The following is an 18,445-nucleotide window of genomic DNA, read 5'->3' on the forward strand; positions in this document are numbered from 1 at the left end:
TTTGAATATAAGGAGTAAGGAATGAAATTAGGTTTAAGCACATACACCTATACTTGGGCGTTTGGAATAGAACTTTGGACTCCTCCGGAAGCTGATTTGGAATCTACCATAGCTAAGGAACAAGCGTGGGCCGACCAAAGCCTTCATTACTTGAAAAATACAGGTAAATTCACAATATTAGATAGAACCCAAACCAACCATGAATAAACCTTTGAAATTTGCAGTTTTCGGTGCCGGATTCTGGGCCAATTACCAGATAAGTGCTTGGAAAGAATTTGATCAGGTCAGCTTGGTAGCCATTTGTGATCCGGATGAGGATAAAGCAAACCACCTCGCCCGCAAACACAATATTCCCAAGGTGTACACCAATGCGGAAGATTTATTCCGTACAGAATCGCTGGATTTTGTGGATATCATCAGCAGCATTCCTTCCCATGCACCCCTTGTTCATCTGGCGGCCAAGGCGGGCTTTCATGTAATTTGCCAAAAGCCAATGGCGGAGGATTTTAACACCTGCAAAGGAATGGTCGATACCTGCAAAGAGGCAGGGGTAAAATTTTTCATCCATGAAAACTTCCGCTTTCAAACTCCCATTCGTGCTTGCAAGACCCTAATTGATGAAGGGAAAATCGGAACACCCTTTAAAGCTAGGTTAACATTTTGTTCAGGATTTCCCGTATTCGACAACCAGCCTGCATTGGCCGAACTTGAACGGTTTATCATTTCCGACCTGGGAGTCCATGTGCTGGATATGGCGAGATACTTGTTTGGGGATGTAGCCCATATTTATTGTCAAACCCAAAAAATAAACCCAAAGATAAAGGGGGAAGATGTTGCCAACACGCTGCTAACCATGAAATGTGGAGTAAATTGCTTTGTGGAAGTTTCCTATGCGTCCCAACTCGAACAGGAGACATTTCCGCAGACGCTAATGCTCTTAGAAGGAGATCAGGGATCCATCAGGCTTGATTACAATCATAAGATTACCTTAACGCAGAAGGGTAATGGCAGTGAAAGCTGGGTAGCTAGGCCATCCGAATACCCATGGGCTGACCCGGATTATGCCCTGGTTCATTCGTCTCTCGTCACCTGTATCGAAAATATTCTAAATGACTTATCGGGTAAGAGACAGGCCGAAACTACCGGAGAAGACAATCTGAAAACCATGGAGCTGGTATTCCTTTCCTATGAGTCCGCAGCATCCAATACCGTATTGAAAACAAGATGAACAACAGACTGACCGCAGACTATTGGGTGGAAACCAGTATGGACATGGAAAAAGCCTTAAAGACTATGGCTGGAGAGCAATCTACTGGAACTTTTGTAAAAATTCCGGGCGAGAGTACCGAATTGATGGGCAGCTATGCCGCCCGGATTGATCAAATTTCGGAGATATCGGCAATTTCCACCCCTTCCCTTCCATTTGCCAAAAAAGGTCAGGGGCCGATCCATCAGGCAAAAGTACGGGTAAGCTGGCCGGAAGAGAATATAGGTCCCAACCTTCCCAATCTTATGGCTACGGTAGCGGGCAATTTGTTTGAACTGTCGCCATTTTCGGGACTAAAACTGCTGGATATTTCCTTTCCGGATAGTTTTGCCAACCATTTCATTGGACCGAAATTCGGGATTGCGGGGACTTATGAAAAGTTGGGGTTTGATAACAGGCCCGTGATAGGCACTATCATAAAACCCAGTGTGGGATTGGATGCCGTTCAGACTGCTGCCCAGGTAAAAACACTTATCGAGGCAGGGTTGGATTTTATCAAGGATGATGAATTGATGGGAGATCCGGGTTATAATCAGTTTGAAGACCGTGTGGATGCCTGCATGGAAGTAATCAATACCTATGCCGATAAATCCGGTAAAAAGCCCATGTATGCCTTTAACATTAGCGGAACCATCGACGAAATGAGGAAGCGGCATGATTATGTTTTGCAACGGGGTGGCACCTGTATAATGATCAACTTACTATGGGTGGGAATCAGCGGTATCCAATACATGGCCCAACACAGCCAACTTCCTATTCACGGCCATCGAAACGGCTGGGGGATATTTTCACGTCACCCCATGCTTGGAATGGAATACCCTGCCCTTTCCAAAATCTGGAGGTTGGCGGGAGTAGACCATTTACATACTAACGGCATCCGCAATAAATTCTGCGAACCGGATGCATCCGTTTTATCATCTATCAAGGATTGTCTCTCCCCCATTTGGAAAGATTCTGATCGTGCCATGCCCGTTCTCTCCTCAGGTCAGTGGGCCGGACAGGCCTTTGATACCTACAAGGAAATTCAGAGCACCAATTTGATGTATCTCTGTGGGGGTGGAATTATGGGGCATCCTTCCGGAATAGCAGCCGGGGTGGCCAGTATTCGGGAGGCTTGGCAAGCGGCCTTAGAGGGAATGGATGCCACGCAGGCCCGGGAAAAATTCTCCTCAGTAGACCAAGCTTTTAATTTTTTCGGATGAAGGAGGACAAAGAGATAATATTGGGCTTTTACGGAGATGATTTCACCGGATCATCCGATGTGATGGAGGTGCTAAGCCTAATGGGCATTCCCACCATCCTATTTTTAAAAGCACCAACGAAAACAGAAGTAGCAAATTTCAACTTTAAATATTTTGATTCGAGTCAATCAGACTATATCGCCTACGGAATCGCAGGCGTAGCCAGAAGCTTGGATCCGACCTCAATGGCGGCTGAATTGAATCCTGTTTTCAAACAAATGAGTGAGATCCCCTCACGTTATATCCACTACAAAATTTGCTCCACACTGGACAGTTCTCCAGAAATTGGCAATATTGGCGTGGCGATGAAAGTTGCGGAAAAATATTTTCCCGGTAGATTTATCCCCTTGGTTTTAGGTTTTCCTTATTTGAACAGGTTTGTAGCTTTCGGACATCTATTTGCCAAAATCGGCACCACTACTTATCGCTTGGACAGGCATCCTGTAATGTCCCGCCACCCAACCACCCCAATGAATGAATCCGACGTGCGCCTTCATCTTGCAAAGCAAATGGACAGACGGATGGAGTTAGTCGATTTACTTCAGATAGGGGAATTGCCAAGCCTCTCCCCTGAGCAAATTTGCCCAAAGGCGAATGATAAACAGGAAATAGAATCTCCTTTAATTCTTTTTGACACCACAGACAACTCCCACTTATTACCGATTGGGAAATGGTTAGACACACACAGCAGAAAACGGCATCAATTGCTTTTGGGATCATCAGCAATGGAATATGCATTGGGAAAAATCTATGGGGCAGAAAAAGCACTAAGCCGACCCACTGTACCCGTCACCCCTACCCTCGTAGTTGCCGGAAGTTGTGCCCAATCCACCGCCGATCAGATCCTTCATGCGGAAAAACTCGGATTTACGCTGATTCGGATTCAAGTTGGCGAATTATTCAGTGAGGAAAGCCGGGTTAACGAAATCAATAGGGTTGTAAGACTGGGGTTAGAGGCGTTAAACTTAAATTTGAATACAGTTATCTATTCGGCGTTGGGACCGGAAGATGATCAGGTAAAATTCATACTTTCTTCTTCCGTCGCCAGATCCCAACCTACCCAAATCGCCGCATCACAGGCAGAAATTACCCGGCAAATTATTGATTTATTCCCCCTAAAACGATTAGCCACCGCAGGAGGAGATACCTCGGGATATATTTTGAAATCCTTGGATATACAAGCCTTTGAATTTGTCAACGTACTTGCTCCGGGAGCTCCGTTATGTTTGGCGCATGGCAAGAATCCGAAAACTGCCGGGATGGAAATTGCCATCAAAGGAGGGCAAAACGGCACGGTGAGGTATTTTGAATTTGCCCAGCTAGGCGGTATGGTTGCCTGAAACAAAAATTGATTTGAATTAAAACGATAACAACTAACCTTAAATAGACCATGACACACAAAACCAAGGTTACCTTAGTAGGCGCGGGAGGCAAAATGGGTGTACGCCTGAGCAATAACCTGAATAAGCATCCCGATTATGAAACCAGTTATTTGGAAGTGAGTGCGGAGGGATTGGAGCGGATGAAAGCGATAGGTATTCAAGTAAGTAATCCCGAAGATTCTATTCCCAATGCCGATATTGTAATTTATGCGGTTCCCGATATCGCCATTGGCAAGGTAACAGCCAGCTATGTGCCCAAAATGAAAGCAGGTTCCATTGGGATGTTCTTGGATCCGGCAGCGCCTTTGGCGGGTCACCTGGCGCAAAGGGATGATATCAGCTATTTTGCATCCCACCCCTGTCATCCCTCTGTATTTAACTGGGAGCCGGATCAAAAAGCCCACTATGATTATTTCGGGGGGATAGCTGCCCGGCAAAGCATCGTTTGCGCACTTATACATGGACCAAAAGAACATTACGGCGTAGGGGAGAAAATAGCCAAAGTAATTTATGGTCCAGTTACAAAATCCATAGAAGTAACCATCGAGCAAATGGGCATACTGGAACCGGCACTTTCCGAGACCTTCTGTGGGGCTTTGATAACGGTTTTGAAAGAAGGGGCAGATGCGGCCATCGCCAAGGGTGTTCCAAAAGAGGCCGTATTTGAATTTCTAATGGGTCATGTCAATATTGAGTTGGCCTTGCTTTTTGAGCAATTGCCTGGTGGGAAATTCTCCGATGCGGCCATTAAGGCCATTGCCATCGGAAAAGAAAAAATCTTCAAAGACAACTGGCGAGATATCTTCGAACCTGAATCCGTCAAAGAACAGATAAAAGCCATAACCTGATGGACAAGATTTTGCATGCTGGAGCAGTAACAGTCCATTATCAAGACGGTTTTATCCGCTTCATTTCCTCCGGTGGGGTGGAAATTATCCGGATGATCAATCACGCCCTCCGGGATCAGAACTGGGGGACGATTCCCATGGTCATCACTAATGCTCGCTTTCAGCAATCTGAAAAAGATTTTCAGGTTAATTATGATGGTGCCTTTGATAAAGATGACATTTCCTTTCGCCTCACTTGCCAAATTATAGGCTCTAGCGATGGCAGTATTCAATTTACCTATCAGGGAAAAGCTCTTTCAGATTTTAAAAGAAACCGTATTGGGTTTACGGTATTGCATCCCATAGATTCTTGTGCTGGAAAGGAAGTTCGAATTGTACATGTTAAAGGGAACGAAACCCTTTCGATCTTTCCCAAAGCTATTAGCCCCCATCAGCCTTTTAGGGATATTAAAGAAATGCATTGGAATCCCAGTTTGGATATTTCGGCCAGTATATATTTTGATGGGGATGTATTTGAAACAGAGGATCAGCGAAACTGGACGGATGCTTCCTACAAGACCTATTGTACGCCACTTGAACTTCCTTTTCCGGTACTTGTGAAAAATGGGGATGAAATAAGCCAGCAAATAATTTTAAAGGTCAATTCCGGTGGCAATTTTAACCAAATCGATTTAGGCACTTCGCATATTACCCTTTCAGTAGCGGGAGAACCTGTTCAAATACCTGAATGGGGAACGCAAGCCAATACTAATTTGCCGGAAGAACTGGCGGACAAGGTAATGAATATTATTCAACCAAAATTTCTGCGCGTCGATGTATCCTTAGATAGGCTTGCGGATTCAGATTTGGAGATCTTGACCTATGCAAATCAAAAAAACATCCCTGTAGAACTGGCGCTTTTTACGGATCATTCGAACCCAATAAAGGCTTTAAAAAAAATATTGCCTCAAATACAGTCCGTTACCCGAATTCTACTGTTTGGGGATACAAGTAAAACCACCCCAAAGAAATTATTGGAATGCGTAGGAGATCTTAAAAAATTACTTCCACAGGTTGAAATTTTTGGAGGTACAGATGCTTTTTTCACAGAGTTGAACCGGGAACCTGTAGATGCGGAGAGCCTGGATGGGGTGAGTTATTCCATCAATCCGCAGGTGCATGCGTTTGACGATCAATCTCTGGTAGAGACATTGCCTGCCCAGGGATACACCGTAGACAGTGCAAAGAACCTCTATCCAGGCAAAAAGATCGCAATCAGCCCGATTACCTTCCATATGCGATGGAATCCCAATGCTACCGAGCCGGGAAAACATTTCCGTACGCCAACCGGATGGTCGGATGAGAGGCAATACAGTTTATTTGGTGCCTGCTGGTTTCTATTCAGTTTGAAGTATTTGACAGAAGCAGGAGCTTCATCAATCACCTATTTTGAATGGGAAGGGAAAAACGGTTGGGTAAAGGAAACGGCGAACGGGATAGGACGCTCTCCGATATTGGAAATATGGAGCCGATTTAAGTCCTTTTCCTCACTGATTCCATCAAGCTCCAGCGATCCTCTTGTGGTTGACTGTATGGTTTTTTCGGATAATGAGAAAAGTGAGTTGATTGCGGTCAATTGGACGAAGAATGTACAAGTGGTAGAATTGCCGGGGGGTTACTCTCCTCTATTATATTGGCAGGAAGTTGAAGGAGAACTGTTAGCGCGAAAGGCGGATGGTGCATCCGGTCCAACTTATCAAATGCCTCCGTTTGCTCTTTTGGTGGCGGAGAAAGGTCTTTAAACCCTATTCCCTTAAGGAGGAAAGGGAACAGATAAAGCGCATAAACACGAGTTTCTATCATTCGACGCAAATGCTCTGGAGTGTCATGAACACTACCGAAAACTGGGAATTACTTCAGCGGATCTTTAAGGGGAAATATGAGAGCAGTGGAAAAGAGCAATTCAAACCCTTGGGCGACGGTGCATACGCTTAGGCACTCTTTTGCGACGCATTTGCTTCCGATGGGAACCAACCTGCGGTATGTATAAAAAATTTTAGGTCATGAAAGCAGTAAGATTACCGAGATTTACACACACATTCTTTCGATATCTAACAAAAATATCGAAAGTCCGCTAGATTCAATCGACGAAATCCTTAATTTGGTAACGGAATCTCCCGAGCCACCTGTGGACAAAGAAAATATAGACGCAATAGATTGAAAGGGGAGTTGCGTATATACAAGTGTTATGCTTCATGCAAAAAAAACAGCCCTGCGACAGATTATTAAAAATGGATAGTAAGACTTTTAGAAAAAAAATTGATAAAAATTCGCAAGAGATTGGATTTCTGAGTAAATGGAATGCTTGGATTAAAGAATCCGATGAAACTACAATAGCATTGATTTTAAGAAAATCAGTATATAGCAATAGTTACTATTTGCGGATTAAAATAAATCTAGCTGACTCAGAAAATATAAAACCAGAGATAGATAAAAATTGGATTAAACATAATGTTGCAGAAATTTTATTAAGTTTTGATTCAAATCATTTAGATTTGTTTGACTTGGAAAACAATCTAATCGACGATACGGGTGAAAATGACTTGAATGAGATTTTCCGCACTGAACTCAAACAATTGATTGAAAAACTATCCTCTAAAAGTGGGATTATAGAATGGGCAAAAAAAGAAGACATGTTTTTATTGCCTTATACAAAAAGCAAACTCGGATTATAACAGATTTTAAAGTTATAAGAGTAATCTATTAACTATAAATTTGTAAATTGACCGATAATAAAGATGTATTAATAAGCAATGATAAAAATGCACGAAAGCCTAACATGTGGTATAAAAAATTGCCGGGACAGTGCGGGTTTTAAGGTTTTAACTCTTATTAAAGTTCGGTATATCTTTATAGGGAATCGCTTCGAAAACCGCTACTTTTCATACCACCACCGTTGTAGTGCATTTTGACCCGACCTGAAAATGACCAACAAATGAATTAGTAACTATGAATAAAAATGAAGTATTTATATCGTACTCATGGGGCGGTGAAAGTGAAAATCTTGCACAAGAACTAGAGGATCAATTGATTTCTAGAGGAATTAACGTGACAAGGGATAAGAAAAGTCTAGGTTATAAGGGAAGGATCAGTGATTTCATGAAAAGAATTGGCTCAGGTAAGGCTATTCTTTTGATTCTAAGCGATAAGTACTTCAAGTCCGAATTCTGTATGTTTGAATTGATGGAGATTTACAGAAATTCTGGAAATAATCCAGATGAATTCATCAAACCTATCATTCCAATTTTAATTGATAACAGTCTTACAAATCGTAAAAAAAGATCAGAGTATTTAAAATATTGGAAGGATAAAAGGAATGAATACGATTTAGAAATTAAGGAGCTGGGAATAGAGGCATTATCTCTGCTAGTGGATGATGTGGAATTAAATTATAAGGTTTTAACATTCTATGGCCCTGTTATTAAAACCTTATATGACTTGAATCTACTAAACCCATCTCTCCATCGGAACTCAGACTTTCAAGAAATCTATGACGAAATATTCTCCAAATTTCAATCCGATCCTGAAGAACTTGAGGTTGTATCAACCAGAAATAAGCTATGGGATGAAACAGACCTACCAGAGTACATTGAGCTAAGACCATTTCAAAAAAAAGATCAGAATATCTTTTTTGGAAGGAATGACAAAATACATGAAATATTAGAATTCCTCAAAAAAAAATCAAATCAGCAATGGTTGCAGATAGAAGGTGTTTCAGGGTCTGGAAAGTCATCAATAATCTACGCAGGTGTCCTACCTAGATTAAATAATTGGAATGGTGAAATTGAATTCAAGCCACCGTTAGAAATTATACCTGGGGAAAGCCCTTTTGAGGCATTTCTCAAAGCATGTCAAGACTCCTGCAATTTCTCAATTGACTCAACAATTGAAGACATAGAAAGTGATTATGATATGTTTCAAAAATTAATTGACGAAGTCATCCCTCTTCCCTTAGATAACCCAAATATCCATCGTCTGATTATTCTTGATCAATTTGAGCAGGTCTTAGCAAGTTCCAAAAATGATAAGACCCTCAAGACTAGAATCAGATTTACCGAGTTCATAAGAAAATATCTTGAACATGATCATAGGAATAGATTGATCACAGTTATCAGACATGATTGGTCTTACTTAATGTTTGAAAAAAATTGGGGGCATTTAGGCGAAACATTGAACAAATTAGGGCGGATTAAAACGGTGGTTCCTCCGGACTTGCAAAAAGATCTTAGCGCAATCATTGTAAAACCCGCAGAGTTAAAAGGGTTCACTGTAGATGAAAATCTAATTGAAAAAATCAGACATGATTTGTCAAGTTGGAATTCAACGGGATGGTTGCCGATTCTATCAATTATTCTAACTCAGCTTAATAGAGCATGGAAGGATGATTCCAATAAAGAAAAGAAGCGACACATTAGCCTCGATAAATATGAACAAATTAACGGACGAGATGGTGCTATTCAGCGACTTATACAGAATGTTAACAAAAGTATAGAGTCAAAGAAGACCCAAATAGACAAAATATTTGGACTCTTAGTAAAGCTAGATGTTCAAGGAAGGGCTACTCAAAAACGGGTTAGAATTGAAGATATTGATAAAGAACTTATTCCTGCACTAAAAGTGCTAGAAAATCAGAGACTCGTTCTTAATGAAGGTGGAGTAGTGCACCTTATTCATGATATCTTATTTGAAGCATGGGATAGTCTCAGAAACTGGATTGACAAGCACAAGAATTATCTAGAGGGTATTAATATTGTTGAATACGAGGCAAGAATTCAGCGTTTCAAACAAAGAATAGAGAGCGAGTTTGAAGACATGGATGATTTTCGTGTCCATTTAGTGTCAGAGTACGGATCTTCAATTAGTGATGATGCACGTAATAACATTACAAAAACTCCTAAAACCAGTGCTGAAAATAGTAAAACATTTGTGGACGCAATTTTGAAAGGAGAGATGAGAATCATTAAAAATCATCTAAATGCTGGAAATCACATATATCCTGAAGACTTAGAATCGCTACAACACCTCGATTTTTATTCTGTTCTATTCCCAAATAGGAAAAACCATCTTCTTCGTAACAAACCTCATTCTTTGGACGAAGAGTTTAATAAAAAACTATCTAAAGAATGTCTATACTATACCGTTGGTAAAAATTTAAAGCTTGTTCATTTTGCCTCATTGTGCGGAAATATTCAAGTTTTGGAAGAACTTAAATCGCTAGGAGCAAGTCTAAAAGAAAAATCAGAGATAGGTACTACTCCGCTACATCTTGCAGCTTATAATGGTCAATTACAAACCATTAAATGGTTAATAAAAAATATATCTGGGTCAACTGTTGAAGTGATAAATCAGGAAAATGACGATGGTGGTTCCGCAATCGTCTGGGCTTTATTAGAAAAGCATGTAGAAACTGCTAAATACTTGCTAAGCCTTAAGGAAATCAACATAACACCTTCAAAAAACAAATCATATACGGCTCTTCATGGAGCAGCCCAGGGGGGTGACTTTGAACTATTCAAAACAATTTCTGACAAAGACCTAATTCACATAAACCATCAAACCGAAGATGGATGGACACCGCTGCATTTTGCATTGAGATATGGCAGCGATGAAATCGTAAAGGAACTTCTGAACAAGGAAAACATTTGTATTAACATTCAAACCGAAGATGGATGGACACCGCTGCATTTTGTTGCAAGGTATAGGAATAAAGACCTAACGAAATTATTCTTAACCCAGAAAGGAATCGAGGTAAATCATGAAACTGTTAAAAATAAATATACCCCATTATACTTAAGTACTTTTAATGAAGACTTTGAAGTGTTTAAATCAATACTCGATCATGATCAAACTGACCCAAATATCAGATCGGAAAACAAGCATATTCTTCATTTGGTCATTGAAAAAAATAGAGAAGACTTTGCCAATCTACTATTAAATGACCCAAAAGTAGATAAGACAATCAAAAATGAGGAAGGTGAAACTCCGTTCAATCTTGTAATAAGGCTAAGAAAAAATAAGATCATTGCTCTTTTTGAAAAGTATGGTTATGAAATTTCAACCTCCAGCTTGCAAACGGTTGTAAGAACTGAACAGGGTGAGTTTCAAGATATTCAAACTCTAAGTGAAGATGAATTCATAGCAAAGTCTCTGACTATGCTATCTAAACCTGAGCTTACGGACTGGCAGCTAGACCCAATAATTGACGGGGATTGGAGTGAACTAGATGAAAATGAGACTAGAGAAGTTATAGCAGCGATCAGAACAAAAATTGACAACAATCTACTTTCGTCATCTATCTATTTTAACAGAATTAGAAGACTCCCTTTACTTTTTTACAAAAACTCCGACCTATTCGAGCTTGAAATTTCAAAAAATCATAAACTAATCGGACACTTAGTTATTATCAAACATCCAGATGGTATTGTGGTGCTTAATGGCACATCCCCTTCAATTCACTTCCTTAATTCGCAAGTTCCATTAGATATTGATAATGAAAGAAAGGCCTTTCAATACTTTGATTTTTTCTGTGCTGCCGTGCATGGCGAAGAAAGTGCTTTCAGAGTGCTAAACTCAGCAAAAAGACTATTATTGGAAAAAGATGATATTGAACATGATATTGATTTTCAGGCCTACATTAAGAATCCTAACCTAAAACTTACAAAGGACAAGTCTTATTGGGAAACACAATGTACAATAAAATACTCTAACGCTATTTTCAATGCTAATTTCAAGATTCAGAAAGGGGGAATGGTCGAAATGCTGGATGACGAACCACTAGTGGCTGATCTTGATGCTTCTAATGAGGTATTTAAAGATGGAGTTCGCACAGTTAAAGGCTTAACGACTGAATAAAAAACGCACTACAATCGAGTGGATGGCCGCAGGCCATAAGCCTGCGGAGCACCCCTCTCACCACCGTATCCCGATATTCGGGACAAGCAGTACGGGTATCGTACCTCCCTCACAGGCCGGCCCATCGCTAAAATGATCCATTAGGATCATTTCTTAACGCTCTGTCCAGTTCAGCAAGCATAGGACAACCGCTCTTTTCACCGGCTACCCCTTTCCGCTACTTTTAGGATAAGGCTACACGATCGCTCCTTATTGAATTTTCACTTCACCTGATGTTCAGTCTCCCGACCGCTTCGGGACAGGCTTGCACTACCTTGTAAGGCTTCCCTGTATTTCAGAGCTTGTTTCCAGTAGCTACTAGGACCTACCGTTAGGACGGCAATACCCTGCGAACTATTTTTAAATTTTATATACATAGATTTTTGATGTATCATAATTCTATGTATATTTGCTTTATGAATTCAACAGAACTAATAAAAGGAACTCTTACAACCATCCTGCTTAAATTACTTGATGAAAATGGGAAAATGTATGGCTATGAGCTAACTCAAAAAGTAAAGGAACTATCAGACAATAAAATATTAATTAAAGAGGGTTCCTTGTACCCTGCCTTACACAAGCTTTTGAGTGATGGTCTTGTGGAAGTTGAGACAGTGAATGTAGGAAAACGGATTCGAAAATATTATTCTATAACAAAACAGGGACAGGAAAGAAAGATCGCTTTATATAATGAGCTCAGTGAGTTTCTTAAGACAATTCAGCATATTGTATTTCCACATCAAAAAGCTTCTTTTCAATGAATTTAGAGGACAAAGAGGTTTCTTTCATAAAAGGGGAAATTGAAAAAAGTAAAATTTCTATTTCAGAACTTAAAGATGACTTGCTTGATCATTTTTGCTGCTTTATAGAAAACGAACTAAATAAAGGGAGTTCATTTGAATCTGCTTATGTAAAAGCCTTGAATCACATATGCCCCGATGGATTTGATGAAATTCAAAAGGAAACTATTTATTTGTTAAACTCTAAAAAGATAATTACTATGAAAAAGATTATGTATTTAATTGGTCTTTTAGCCTCTATGAGCATGACCCTTGGTTGGTTATTTAAGTATTTAAACTGGAAAGGTGGAGGTGACATGTTAACTTATGGAATGATTTGCTTTTTACTGCTCTTTTTACCAATGCTAGCTATTAATAGATATAAAATGACCTTGGGTAAAGCTTTATCTGAAAAACTTAAAATCATTCTAGGCTTCAGTGGTGCAATTGTAGCTGGTTTAGGCACCATATTAAGGACAAGCGGAATGCAATACGGTTCTTTAATAGTTATTATAGGAACATTAATAATTGCATTCGGATTTCTGCCTTTCCTGTTTTTTCGAATGTACCGAAAATCAATAGAGCAGATTTAATTTAAATAAAAATGTACAGCTGTCATTCGAGTAGCCCGACCTGAGCCAAATGGCTCAGGTTGGGGCTCTCACTATTTATCCCGAGTATCGGGACCACCAAGGTGCGACAAGAAGTCGCTTTGATAACTGCTTGACATTCCATAAACGATCAAACCTTGTGTTCCCCCGCTAGGGGTAGTTTGCCACTACACCTTGCTATCAAAAGGAATTTGCAATTCCGGTTGCGATGCAATACCTCCGACTTACGCTCTGATTTCCACAAAAGATCCGGTGTCCGCTAGATTCAATCGACGAAATCCTTAATTTGGTACCGGAATCCCCCAAGCCACCTGTGGACAAAGAAGATATAGACGCAATAGGCTGAAAGGGGAGTTGCGTATATACAAGTGTTAGCTACCATCAATTGGAACTACGAAACCTGAAAATTCCTTATAATAGAATATGGATATACAATCATCTAAAATAGAGCTTGTTCGGCTGATTCTCAACATCGAGAATCCAAAGCTGATTGCTCGGCTTAGCGAATTCCTAAAACGGGAAACGCAAGATTTTTGGGAGGAGCTAAGCGAAATTGAGAAAAAAGAAATTGAAATCGGGCTGAAACAATTGGATAACGGAGAACGGATCGACTTTGATGATTTTCTTAAAAAAGTATCGTAGTGGCTATTAAGGTTTACTTATCCCCTCTTGCAGCCACATTTAACGGGCACAGTCCATATTTACCCGGCTGCACCCTATTTTTTTAGTGGAATCGTCCCCCTTTTTGACAGTACACCAAGCCTCCGAAGTCAAGTATTCCGGAAAAAAACTCAAACGCTTCACCAAATAGGTCAAATCATCCGCCTTTTTGCCGCAAGTCTGCGCCTTTTTGGTTCAAAAATCTGCCAAAAAGATTTTATTTTTCACCTAAAAGGTGAAATGTTGCATAAAAAAACCTGACATGCGGACCAATTTGGTGCACCCCCCCGCCTCTAAAATCGAAGTTTTTAGCAAAATCATGAAAAATTTTCCGACAAACTGACAAATTAATGTCTTTTTGGTGGAACATTACGGAAATTTGGTAGAAAATTTCGCCTTTTTGGTGCATTGTTGGAGTTCAGAGGAGCTGCATTTTACCTTTTTGGCGCAAGCTTGTCAGTTTTTAATTCACCCTCATATAAGATAAAAGGGTGGGAGTACTTCTGAGGTGGGTATCTGGCTCCTTGATATAGTCAGTGGGTATGTATTAATGTTTTTTAGATCGTATTATGAAATCTAAGCGTTTTGCCGAAAAAAAAATGATTCAAAAACCTACCAGTTGACATCGGCATTTTGTAATGCATTATTAGCAGAGTCTGTCAGAAGGGAAAATCCAATTGATGGAATAATTTATACCAGTGTTGAAAATGGTTCTGGCTTTAATTTAGCATTAGAACCACGTTTAATAGCGCAGAATAAAATGGTAGTTGAAAAGGTTAAAAAGCACTTTCTTAGAAAATCATCAAAGACAACATTTGATAATTTCATAGAACCAAATATGCCCACGAATATTGACTTTGAAAAAAGAAAAATAGACTGGGAATAGAAAATACAGCAGATATTGCGTAGCTCGACTCATTCCAAATGGCTCATAATAGGATTCTTACAGAATAGAAGTGCGACAAGAAGTCGCCTGATAACTGTTTTAGGTTCCCTGAATGGTTAAATCTTGAGTTCCATCACAACTAGTCAAATCCAACCCAAAAAATCCGCACAATCAGCGTCCCATTCACTATCGTAGTAATTTGCAATTGTGACGGACAGATAAACGGAATTTGAAATTCCAATTGGAAAGAATTTGTCGGAGTACGTATCATAAATCCCGTAGGGATGACTGATATAGTAACCACGGGTTTCAACCCGTGGTTTGAAAACAACGTCTCGTAGGCAAGTTTTGGCCGCCACCCTGTCAATACCTCACACCAGTTTCCGCCAAAACACCTTACTGCTTGGGCTGCCATCCGTGCCTGAACCAACCAATTTCTCGAAATCCGTCATCCGAGACTAGGCAGTACCAAACAGAACCGGGTTTTGGCGGGAAAGGCTGCATTCTCAAACCATCCCCGCTGCCAAAACACAATCGAGACGTTCGTTTCAAACCAGGGGCTTCGCTTCGCTGCACCCCTGGCTAGTGATTTCCGCACCGTTGGCGCTGCTAATGAAAAAAACAAATACATAAATAGCCCTTTAGGACTTGGTTCGCAATTCTCAATTTGTAATTCTCAACTCATATTTAACTTAAAAACCCATCGAACTACGACCTATATCGAAGATTAAAAGGTTAAAATTGACTGACTCGGGTTTTGGCGGGAAAGGCTGGCTTCTTCAACCGTTCCTGTGGCCAAAACGAAAACAAGGTATTCCTTCCGAATTCCATGGGATTTACCCATGGGTATTGAGGAGTTTGACCCCTATCCGGGGTCGGGATTTTCGCACCGTTGGCACTTTGACCAAGACATGAAAAAAGGTGCCCTGTCAAAAACAAAGCACCCTTTTTCGATAAAATTCACCCTTTTTTTAACGAAGCTTTTAATAAACTCGGACGTAGGGATTTATCCATGCCAAAAAAAAGCATCCTAAGGCTTTCTAAACGATTAATCAAGTCCAATTTGTTTTCAGCATAATTGCTGGATTTTTCCGGTTTTTTGCTTTTGCCTTTTGAAACAGCTTAACTCCAAGTCCTATCCCATGATTTTTTCTGATCCCATTCTGGGGTGGGTTCAAAATATCCGGGTGTGTTGGGGAAAAGGTGTTCTTTCATCACTTCGTCATTCAGTTCAACCCCAAGACCAGGAGCATCTAACGGCACATTGGCAAAACCTTTAGTTACCATAGGTTGGGAACCCGTCATCTTCACCAATCCTTCCCACCAAGGCGTATCTACCGAATGGTGTTCAAGGGATATGAAATTCTGGGTTGCCGCCGCACAATGGACATTTGCCATAAAGCATATCGGTGATCCGGCCATATGCATGGCCATGGCTATACCGGCATCCTCTGCGTAATCCCCGATTTTTTTGGTTTCCAACAAGCCCCCTGAGGTTCCCAGGTCTGGGTGAACAATATCAACCGCTTTCGCATCAATCAGGGGTTTAAATCCATTTTTCAACATGTAAATATCCTCCCCTGTACAAGTGGGAGTTTCTATAGCGTCTGAGAGGGTTTTCCATTGGTCAGTATAAAACCAGGGAACCATATCTTCCACCCAAGAAAGCCTGTATTTTTCCATTGCCCGGGCAAAACGGATGGAGTTGTTGACATCAAAATGACCAAAATGATCCGCACAAAGAGGAATCTCATATCCGACAGCATCCCGGATGGATTCCACATAGGCCCCAAGCGCATCCAAACCTTTGTCGGTAATCTGCACCTGAGTAAACGGATGTTTAGTACTTCCGTAACTCATATAGTCTCTTGTATCGTATTGTCCCTTGGCACCATCCCAAAAGTTGGAATTGACTAAGGTGTCCGGTTGTTCGGCTACCACGTGGATTCCCAAATCCATTTTTAGCCAAGTGAACCCTTGTTCTACTGTTCTTTGCTTCATCACCTTGGCAAACTCCGCTGGGTCGTTCATGCCGGGGGTATCAGCATACAATCTGACCTTGTCCCGGTATCTTCCACCAAGAAGCTGCCAAGCAGGGACGTTGTATGCTTTGCCACATAGGTCCCAAAGAGCCATTTCCACCGCACAAACTCCCCCACCCAATCGGCCATGTCCACCGAAAGGATTGATAATTTTCCAAAGCTGCTCCACATTGCAGGGGTTGAGACCGAGGATTCTGCTTTTCAGCATCAGCGCATAGCGTTCATCACCGCCATCCCGGACTTCACCGAGTCCGTATATTCCTTGGTTTGTGTCTATACGGATAATGGGTGTCCGACCAACATTTCGCAACACCGCCACCCGCATATCTGTTATTTTAAGGTCAGCCGGAGAAGAATAGCGGTTGACCTTGGATGTGGTATGGGCCATGGTATCTTCGATGGAAGCACCCATCAAAGCGCCTAAGCTGAGTCCACCAAGCATTGTTTTTTTGAGGAAATTTCTTCTTTCGTTTTTGGTTTCCGCATGATCAATTTCCGCCTGCCTTTCGATTGCGGCCTGTTGATCTGCGAGTTTGCAGTTTTCAATTAGTTGTTTTAGGTGGTGTTTCATAGGTTTATTTGGTTTTTGGGTTGATAGGTTGATGGGTCGATAGGTATATGGGTCTATGAGTTTATAGGTTTAATTGAGAATGATTATATTGATGGGTTTATAAGTTTATAAGTTGATAGGTTTATGATAGACCAAACCGAACATCTGTCAACTGAAAATTCATTAATTACTTCTACCTGAAAATAGTTTTTCCGAGTGATCAAACTTCTAAGTGGCTTACCAGTTCCTGTCCTTGAGAAAGGCATCTAACTCTTCCCTGCTCATAGGCAGGTCTTGCTTTTCTTTGATCCAACCCAGAAAATCATTCTGAATGGTTTCGCTCCAGCGGCTGTCAATCTCCCCAGCAGTATACTTTTGCTCTTTAAGCCGCTCAATACCAAATTGATCCCTGAGCATGATAAACTCCGCATTGATCACCAAGTCGGCCAATAGATGCGCTGGTATAAAAACTACTCCCCACTTATTTGCCAAAACCGCATCTCCGGGAAGTACTGTAGCCCTGCCCATTCGTATGGGGTAATTGACGGTGGTTAGCATCATTTCCTGGATGTAAGAAGGATCGTGCCCTTTTACCCAGCCATTGAAACCTTCCACACGAAGTAATCCTGCCATGTCCCTCACTGAACCGTTAAAGATTACTCCCCGTTTGGATTTGGTATAAATCGCCGTGCCCAAATTATCTCCAATAAGGGTTCCGTCCACAATTTTACCATAGCTATCGGCCACATAAACATCACCATCGGTTAGGCCGTCTATTGGCCATGAGTTTGTGCCTCCAGCCTGGCTTCTTCCTTCGGATTTCCCGATTTCTTTCACCATATCGCTGACGTCTGGTCTCATCGGCATATATTGGGCTGTTACCGCTCTACCCGTCATCACTTGGTCGTCCCGAAGTATGATCCAGTCATTTTCAAACTGGTTGTTATATCCTTTGTTTCTAAGTAAACCCCAAGCCTCTTCCATCGATATATTTCTAAGGCGCTCCAACAATTCATCAGAAACCTTCGGCCTTCCGTCTGGAAATCGTTCACCGGTCCATTCGGAGGTTAATTTTTTTACTTGATCGGGAGTCGGGGATATTTGTTGTGCAAAGGTAAAATTTACCCATGATAGCATCAGGGTTAAATAAACAAGTGATATTTTTTTCATTATTATTAGATTTATTTCGTGAATGAACTAACAATTTGATCAAAAGAACAAGATAAAGCAACCCTTTGCCGTAAAAATT

General features: G+C 41.0%; 15 protein-coding genes. 12 read left to right on the forward strand and 3 right to left on the reverse strand.

From position 1 onward, the window contains the following. Positions 1-21 precede the first annotated feature (21 nt). The 8 genes from FQ608_RS04500 (at position 22) to FQ608_RS04540 (ending at position 11,629) form a co-directional block, all read left to right on the forward strand. Entirely contained in the window at positions 22-207 is a 186-nt protein-coding gene (locus tag FQ608_RS04500) for a hypothetical protein (RefSeq protein ID WP_158856594.1), read from the forward strand. Then, complete coding sequence (locus FQ608_RS04505; protein WP_158856595.1) at positions 200-1,228, forward strand: Gfo/Idh/MocA family protein; 1,029 nt, start codon at positions 200-202, stop codon at positions 1,226-1,228. The genes FQ608_RS04500 and FQ608_RS04505 overlap by 8 nt, the downstream gene beginning before the upstream one ends. Next, entirely contained in the window at positions 1,225-2,469 is a 1,245-nt protein-coding gene (locus tag FQ608_RS04510; RefSeq protein WP_158856596.1) for a ribulose-bisphosphate carboxylase large subunit family protein, read from the forward strand. Before FQ608_RS04505 ends, FQ608_RS04510 begins: the two co-directional genes overlap by 4 nt. Continuing rightward, complete coding sequence (locus FQ608_RS04515; protein ID WP_158856597.1) at positions 2,466-3,848, forward strand: four-carbon acid sugar kinase family protein; 1,383 nt, start codon at positions 2,466-2,468, stop codon at positions 3,846-3,848. Before FQ608_RS04510 ends, FQ608_RS04515 begins: the two co-directional genes overlap by 4 nt. Positions 3,849-3,898: 50 nt before the next feature. Then, the gene (locus FQ608_RS04520) at positions 3,899-4,738 is read left to right on the forward strand and encodes a phosphogluconate dehydrogenase C-terminal domain-containing protein (protein WP_158856598.1); all 840 of its coding nucleotides are present in this window, start codon (positions 3,899-3,901) and stop codon (positions 4,736-4,738) included. Further along, complete coding sequence (locus FQ608_RS04525) at positions 4,738-6,519, forward strand: hypothetical protein (protein WP_158856599.1); 1,782 nt, start codon at positions 4,738-4,740, stop codon at positions 6,517-6,519. Before FQ608_RS04520 ends, FQ608_RS04525 begins: the two co-directional genes overlap by 1 nt. A gap of 453 nt (positions 6,520-6,972) precedes the next feature. Beyond that, positions 6,973-7,452 (forward strand): hypothetical protein, encoded by a 480-nt coding sequence (locus FQ608_RS04535; protein ID WP_158856600.1) that lies wholly within the window; start codon positions 6,973-6,975, stop codon positions 7,450-7,452. A gap of 274 nt (positions 7,453-7,726) precedes the next feature. Beyond that, on the forward strand, positions 7,727-11,629 hold the full coding sequence (locus tag FQ608_RS04540) for an nSTAND1 domain-containing NTPase (RefSeq protein WP_158856601.1): 3,903 nt from the start codon (positions 7,727-7,729) through the stop codon (positions 11,627-11,629). Between the two features lie 260 nt (positions 11,630-11,889). Here the strand turns inward: FQ608_RS04540 and FQ608_RS04545 are convergent, their stop codons facing one another. Next, positions 11,890-12,045 (reverse strand): hypothetical protein, encoded by a 156-nt coding sequence (locus FQ608_RS04545; RefSeq protein WP_158856602.1) that lies wholly within the window; start codon positions 12,043-12,045, stop codon positions 11,890-11,892. Positions 12,046-12,084: 39 nt separating this feature from the next. Here FQ608_RS04545 and FQ608_RS04550 point away from each other — a divergent pair, with 39 nt between their 5' ends. The 4 genes from FQ608_RS04550 to FQ608_RS04565 all read left to right on the forward strand — a co-directional run bounded on the left by FQ608_RS04550 (position 12,085) and on the right by FQ608_RS04565 (position 14,604). Beyond that, positions 12,085-12,429, forward strand: a complete 345-nt coding sequence (locus FQ608_RS04550) for a PadR family transcriptional regulator (RefSeq protein WP_158856603.1) — start codon at positions 12,085-12,087, stop codon at positions 12,427-12,429. Then, a complete protein-coding gene (locus FQ608_RS04555; RefSeq protein WP_158856604.1) occupies positions 12,426-13,040 on the forward strand; it encodes a hypothetical protein in 615 nt (204 codons plus the stop codon). Before FQ608_RS04550 ends, FQ608_RS04555 begins: the two co-directional genes overlap by 4 nt. A 441-nt stretch (positions 13,041-13,481) precedes the next feature. Then, entirely contained in the window at positions 13,482-13,700 is a 219-nt protein-coding gene (locus FQ608_RS04560) for a hypothetical protein (protein ID WP_158856605.1), read from the forward strand. Between the two features lie 637 nt (positions 13,701-14,337). Continuing rightward, positions 14,338-14,604 carry a hypothetical protein gene (locus FQ608_RS04565; RefSeq protein WP_158856606.1) on the forward strand — a complete coding sequence of 89 codons (267 nt, stop codon included), beginning with the start codon at positions 14,338-14,340 and terminating at the stop codon, positions 14,602-14,604. Positions 14,605-15,726: 1,122 nt separating this feature from the next. On the opposite strand, the gene FQ608_RS04570 is transcribed toward FQ608_RS04565, so the two are convergent. Continuing rightward, positions 15,727-17,217: a mandelate racemase/muconate lactonizing enzyme family protein gene (locus tag FQ608_RS04570; protein ID WP_158856607.1), complete on the reverse strand. Its 1,491-nt coding sequence runs from the start codon at positions 17,215-17,217 to the stop codon at positions 15,727-15,729. A gap of 216 nt (positions 17,218-17,433) precedes the next feature. Then, complete coding sequence (locus FQ608_RS04575; protein ID WP_158856608.1) at positions 17,434-18,366, reverse strand: RraA family protein; 933 nt, start codon at positions 18,364-18,366, stop codon at positions 17,434-17,436. Positions 18,367-18,445: the final 79 nt, after the last annotated feature.

The sequence above is a fragment of the Lunatibacter salilacus genome (genome assembly GCF_009797935.1).
GTDB classification, from domain to species: Bacteria; Bacteroidota; Bacteroidia; order Cytophagales; family Cyclobacteriaceae; genus Lunatibacter; species Lunatibacter salilacus.

What these genes read in the sequence shown, in the direction of transcription:
- FQ608_RS04500 (WP_158856594.1), top strand. Translation starts at nt 22, where the DNA reads ATGAAATTAGGTTTAAGCACATACACCTATACTTGGGCGTTTGGAATA.
- FQ608_RS04505 (WP_158856595.1), top strand. Translation starts at nt 200, where the DNA reads ATGAATAAACCTTTGAAATTTGCAGTTTTCGGTGCCGGATTCTGGGCC.
- FQ608_RS04510 (WP_158856596.1), top strand. Translation starts at nt 1,225, where the DNA reads ATGAACAACAGACTGACCGCAGACTATTGGGTGGAAACCAGTATGGAC.
- FQ608_RS04515 (WP_158856597.1), top strand. Translation starts at nt 2,466, where the DNA reads ATGAAGGAGGACAAAGAGATAATATTGGGCTTTTACGGAGATGATTTC.
- FQ608_RS04520 (WP_158856598.1), top strand. Translation starts at nt 3,899, where the DNA reads ATGACACACAAAACCAAGGTTACCTTAGTAGGCGCGGGAGGCAAAATG.
- FQ608_RS04525 (WP_158856599.1), top strand. Translation starts at nt 4,738, where the DNA reads ATGGACAAGATTTTGCATGCTGGAGCAGTAACAGTCCATTATCAAGAC.
- FQ608_RS04535 (WP_158856600.1), top strand. Translation starts at nt 6,973, where the DNA reads ATGCAAAAAAAACAGCCCTGCGACAGATTATTAAAAATGGATAGTAAG.
- FQ608_RS04540 (WP_158856601.1), top strand. Translation starts at nt 7,727, where the DNA reads ATGAATAAAAATGAAGTATTTATATCGTACTCATGGGGCGGTGAAAGT.
- FQ608_RS04545 (WP_158856602.1), bottom strand. Translation starts at nt 12,045, where the DNA reads ATGTATATAAAATTTAAAAATAGTTCGCAGGGTATTGCCGTCCTAACG.
- FQ608_RS04550 (WP_158856603.1), top strand. Translation starts at nt 12,085, where the DNA reads ATGAATTCAACAGAACTAATAAAAGGAACTCTTACAACCATCCTGCTT.
- FQ608_RS04555 (WP_158856604.1), top strand. Translation starts at nt 12,426, where the DNA reads ATGAATTTAGAGGACAAAGAGGTTTCTTTCATAAAAGGGGAAATTGAA.
- FQ608_RS04560 (WP_158856605.1), top strand. Translation starts at nt 13,482, where the DNA reads ATGGATATACAATCATCTAAAATAGAGCTTGTTCGGCTGATTCTCAAC.
- FQ608_RS04570 (WP_158856607.1), bottom strand. Translation starts at nt 17,217, where the DNA reads ATGAAACACCACCTAAAACAACTAATTGAAAACTGCAAACTCGCAGAT.
- FQ608_RS04575 (WP_158856608.1), bottom strand. Translation starts at nt 18,366, where the DNA reads ATGAAAAAAATATCACTTGTTTATTTAACCCTGATGCTATCATGGGTA.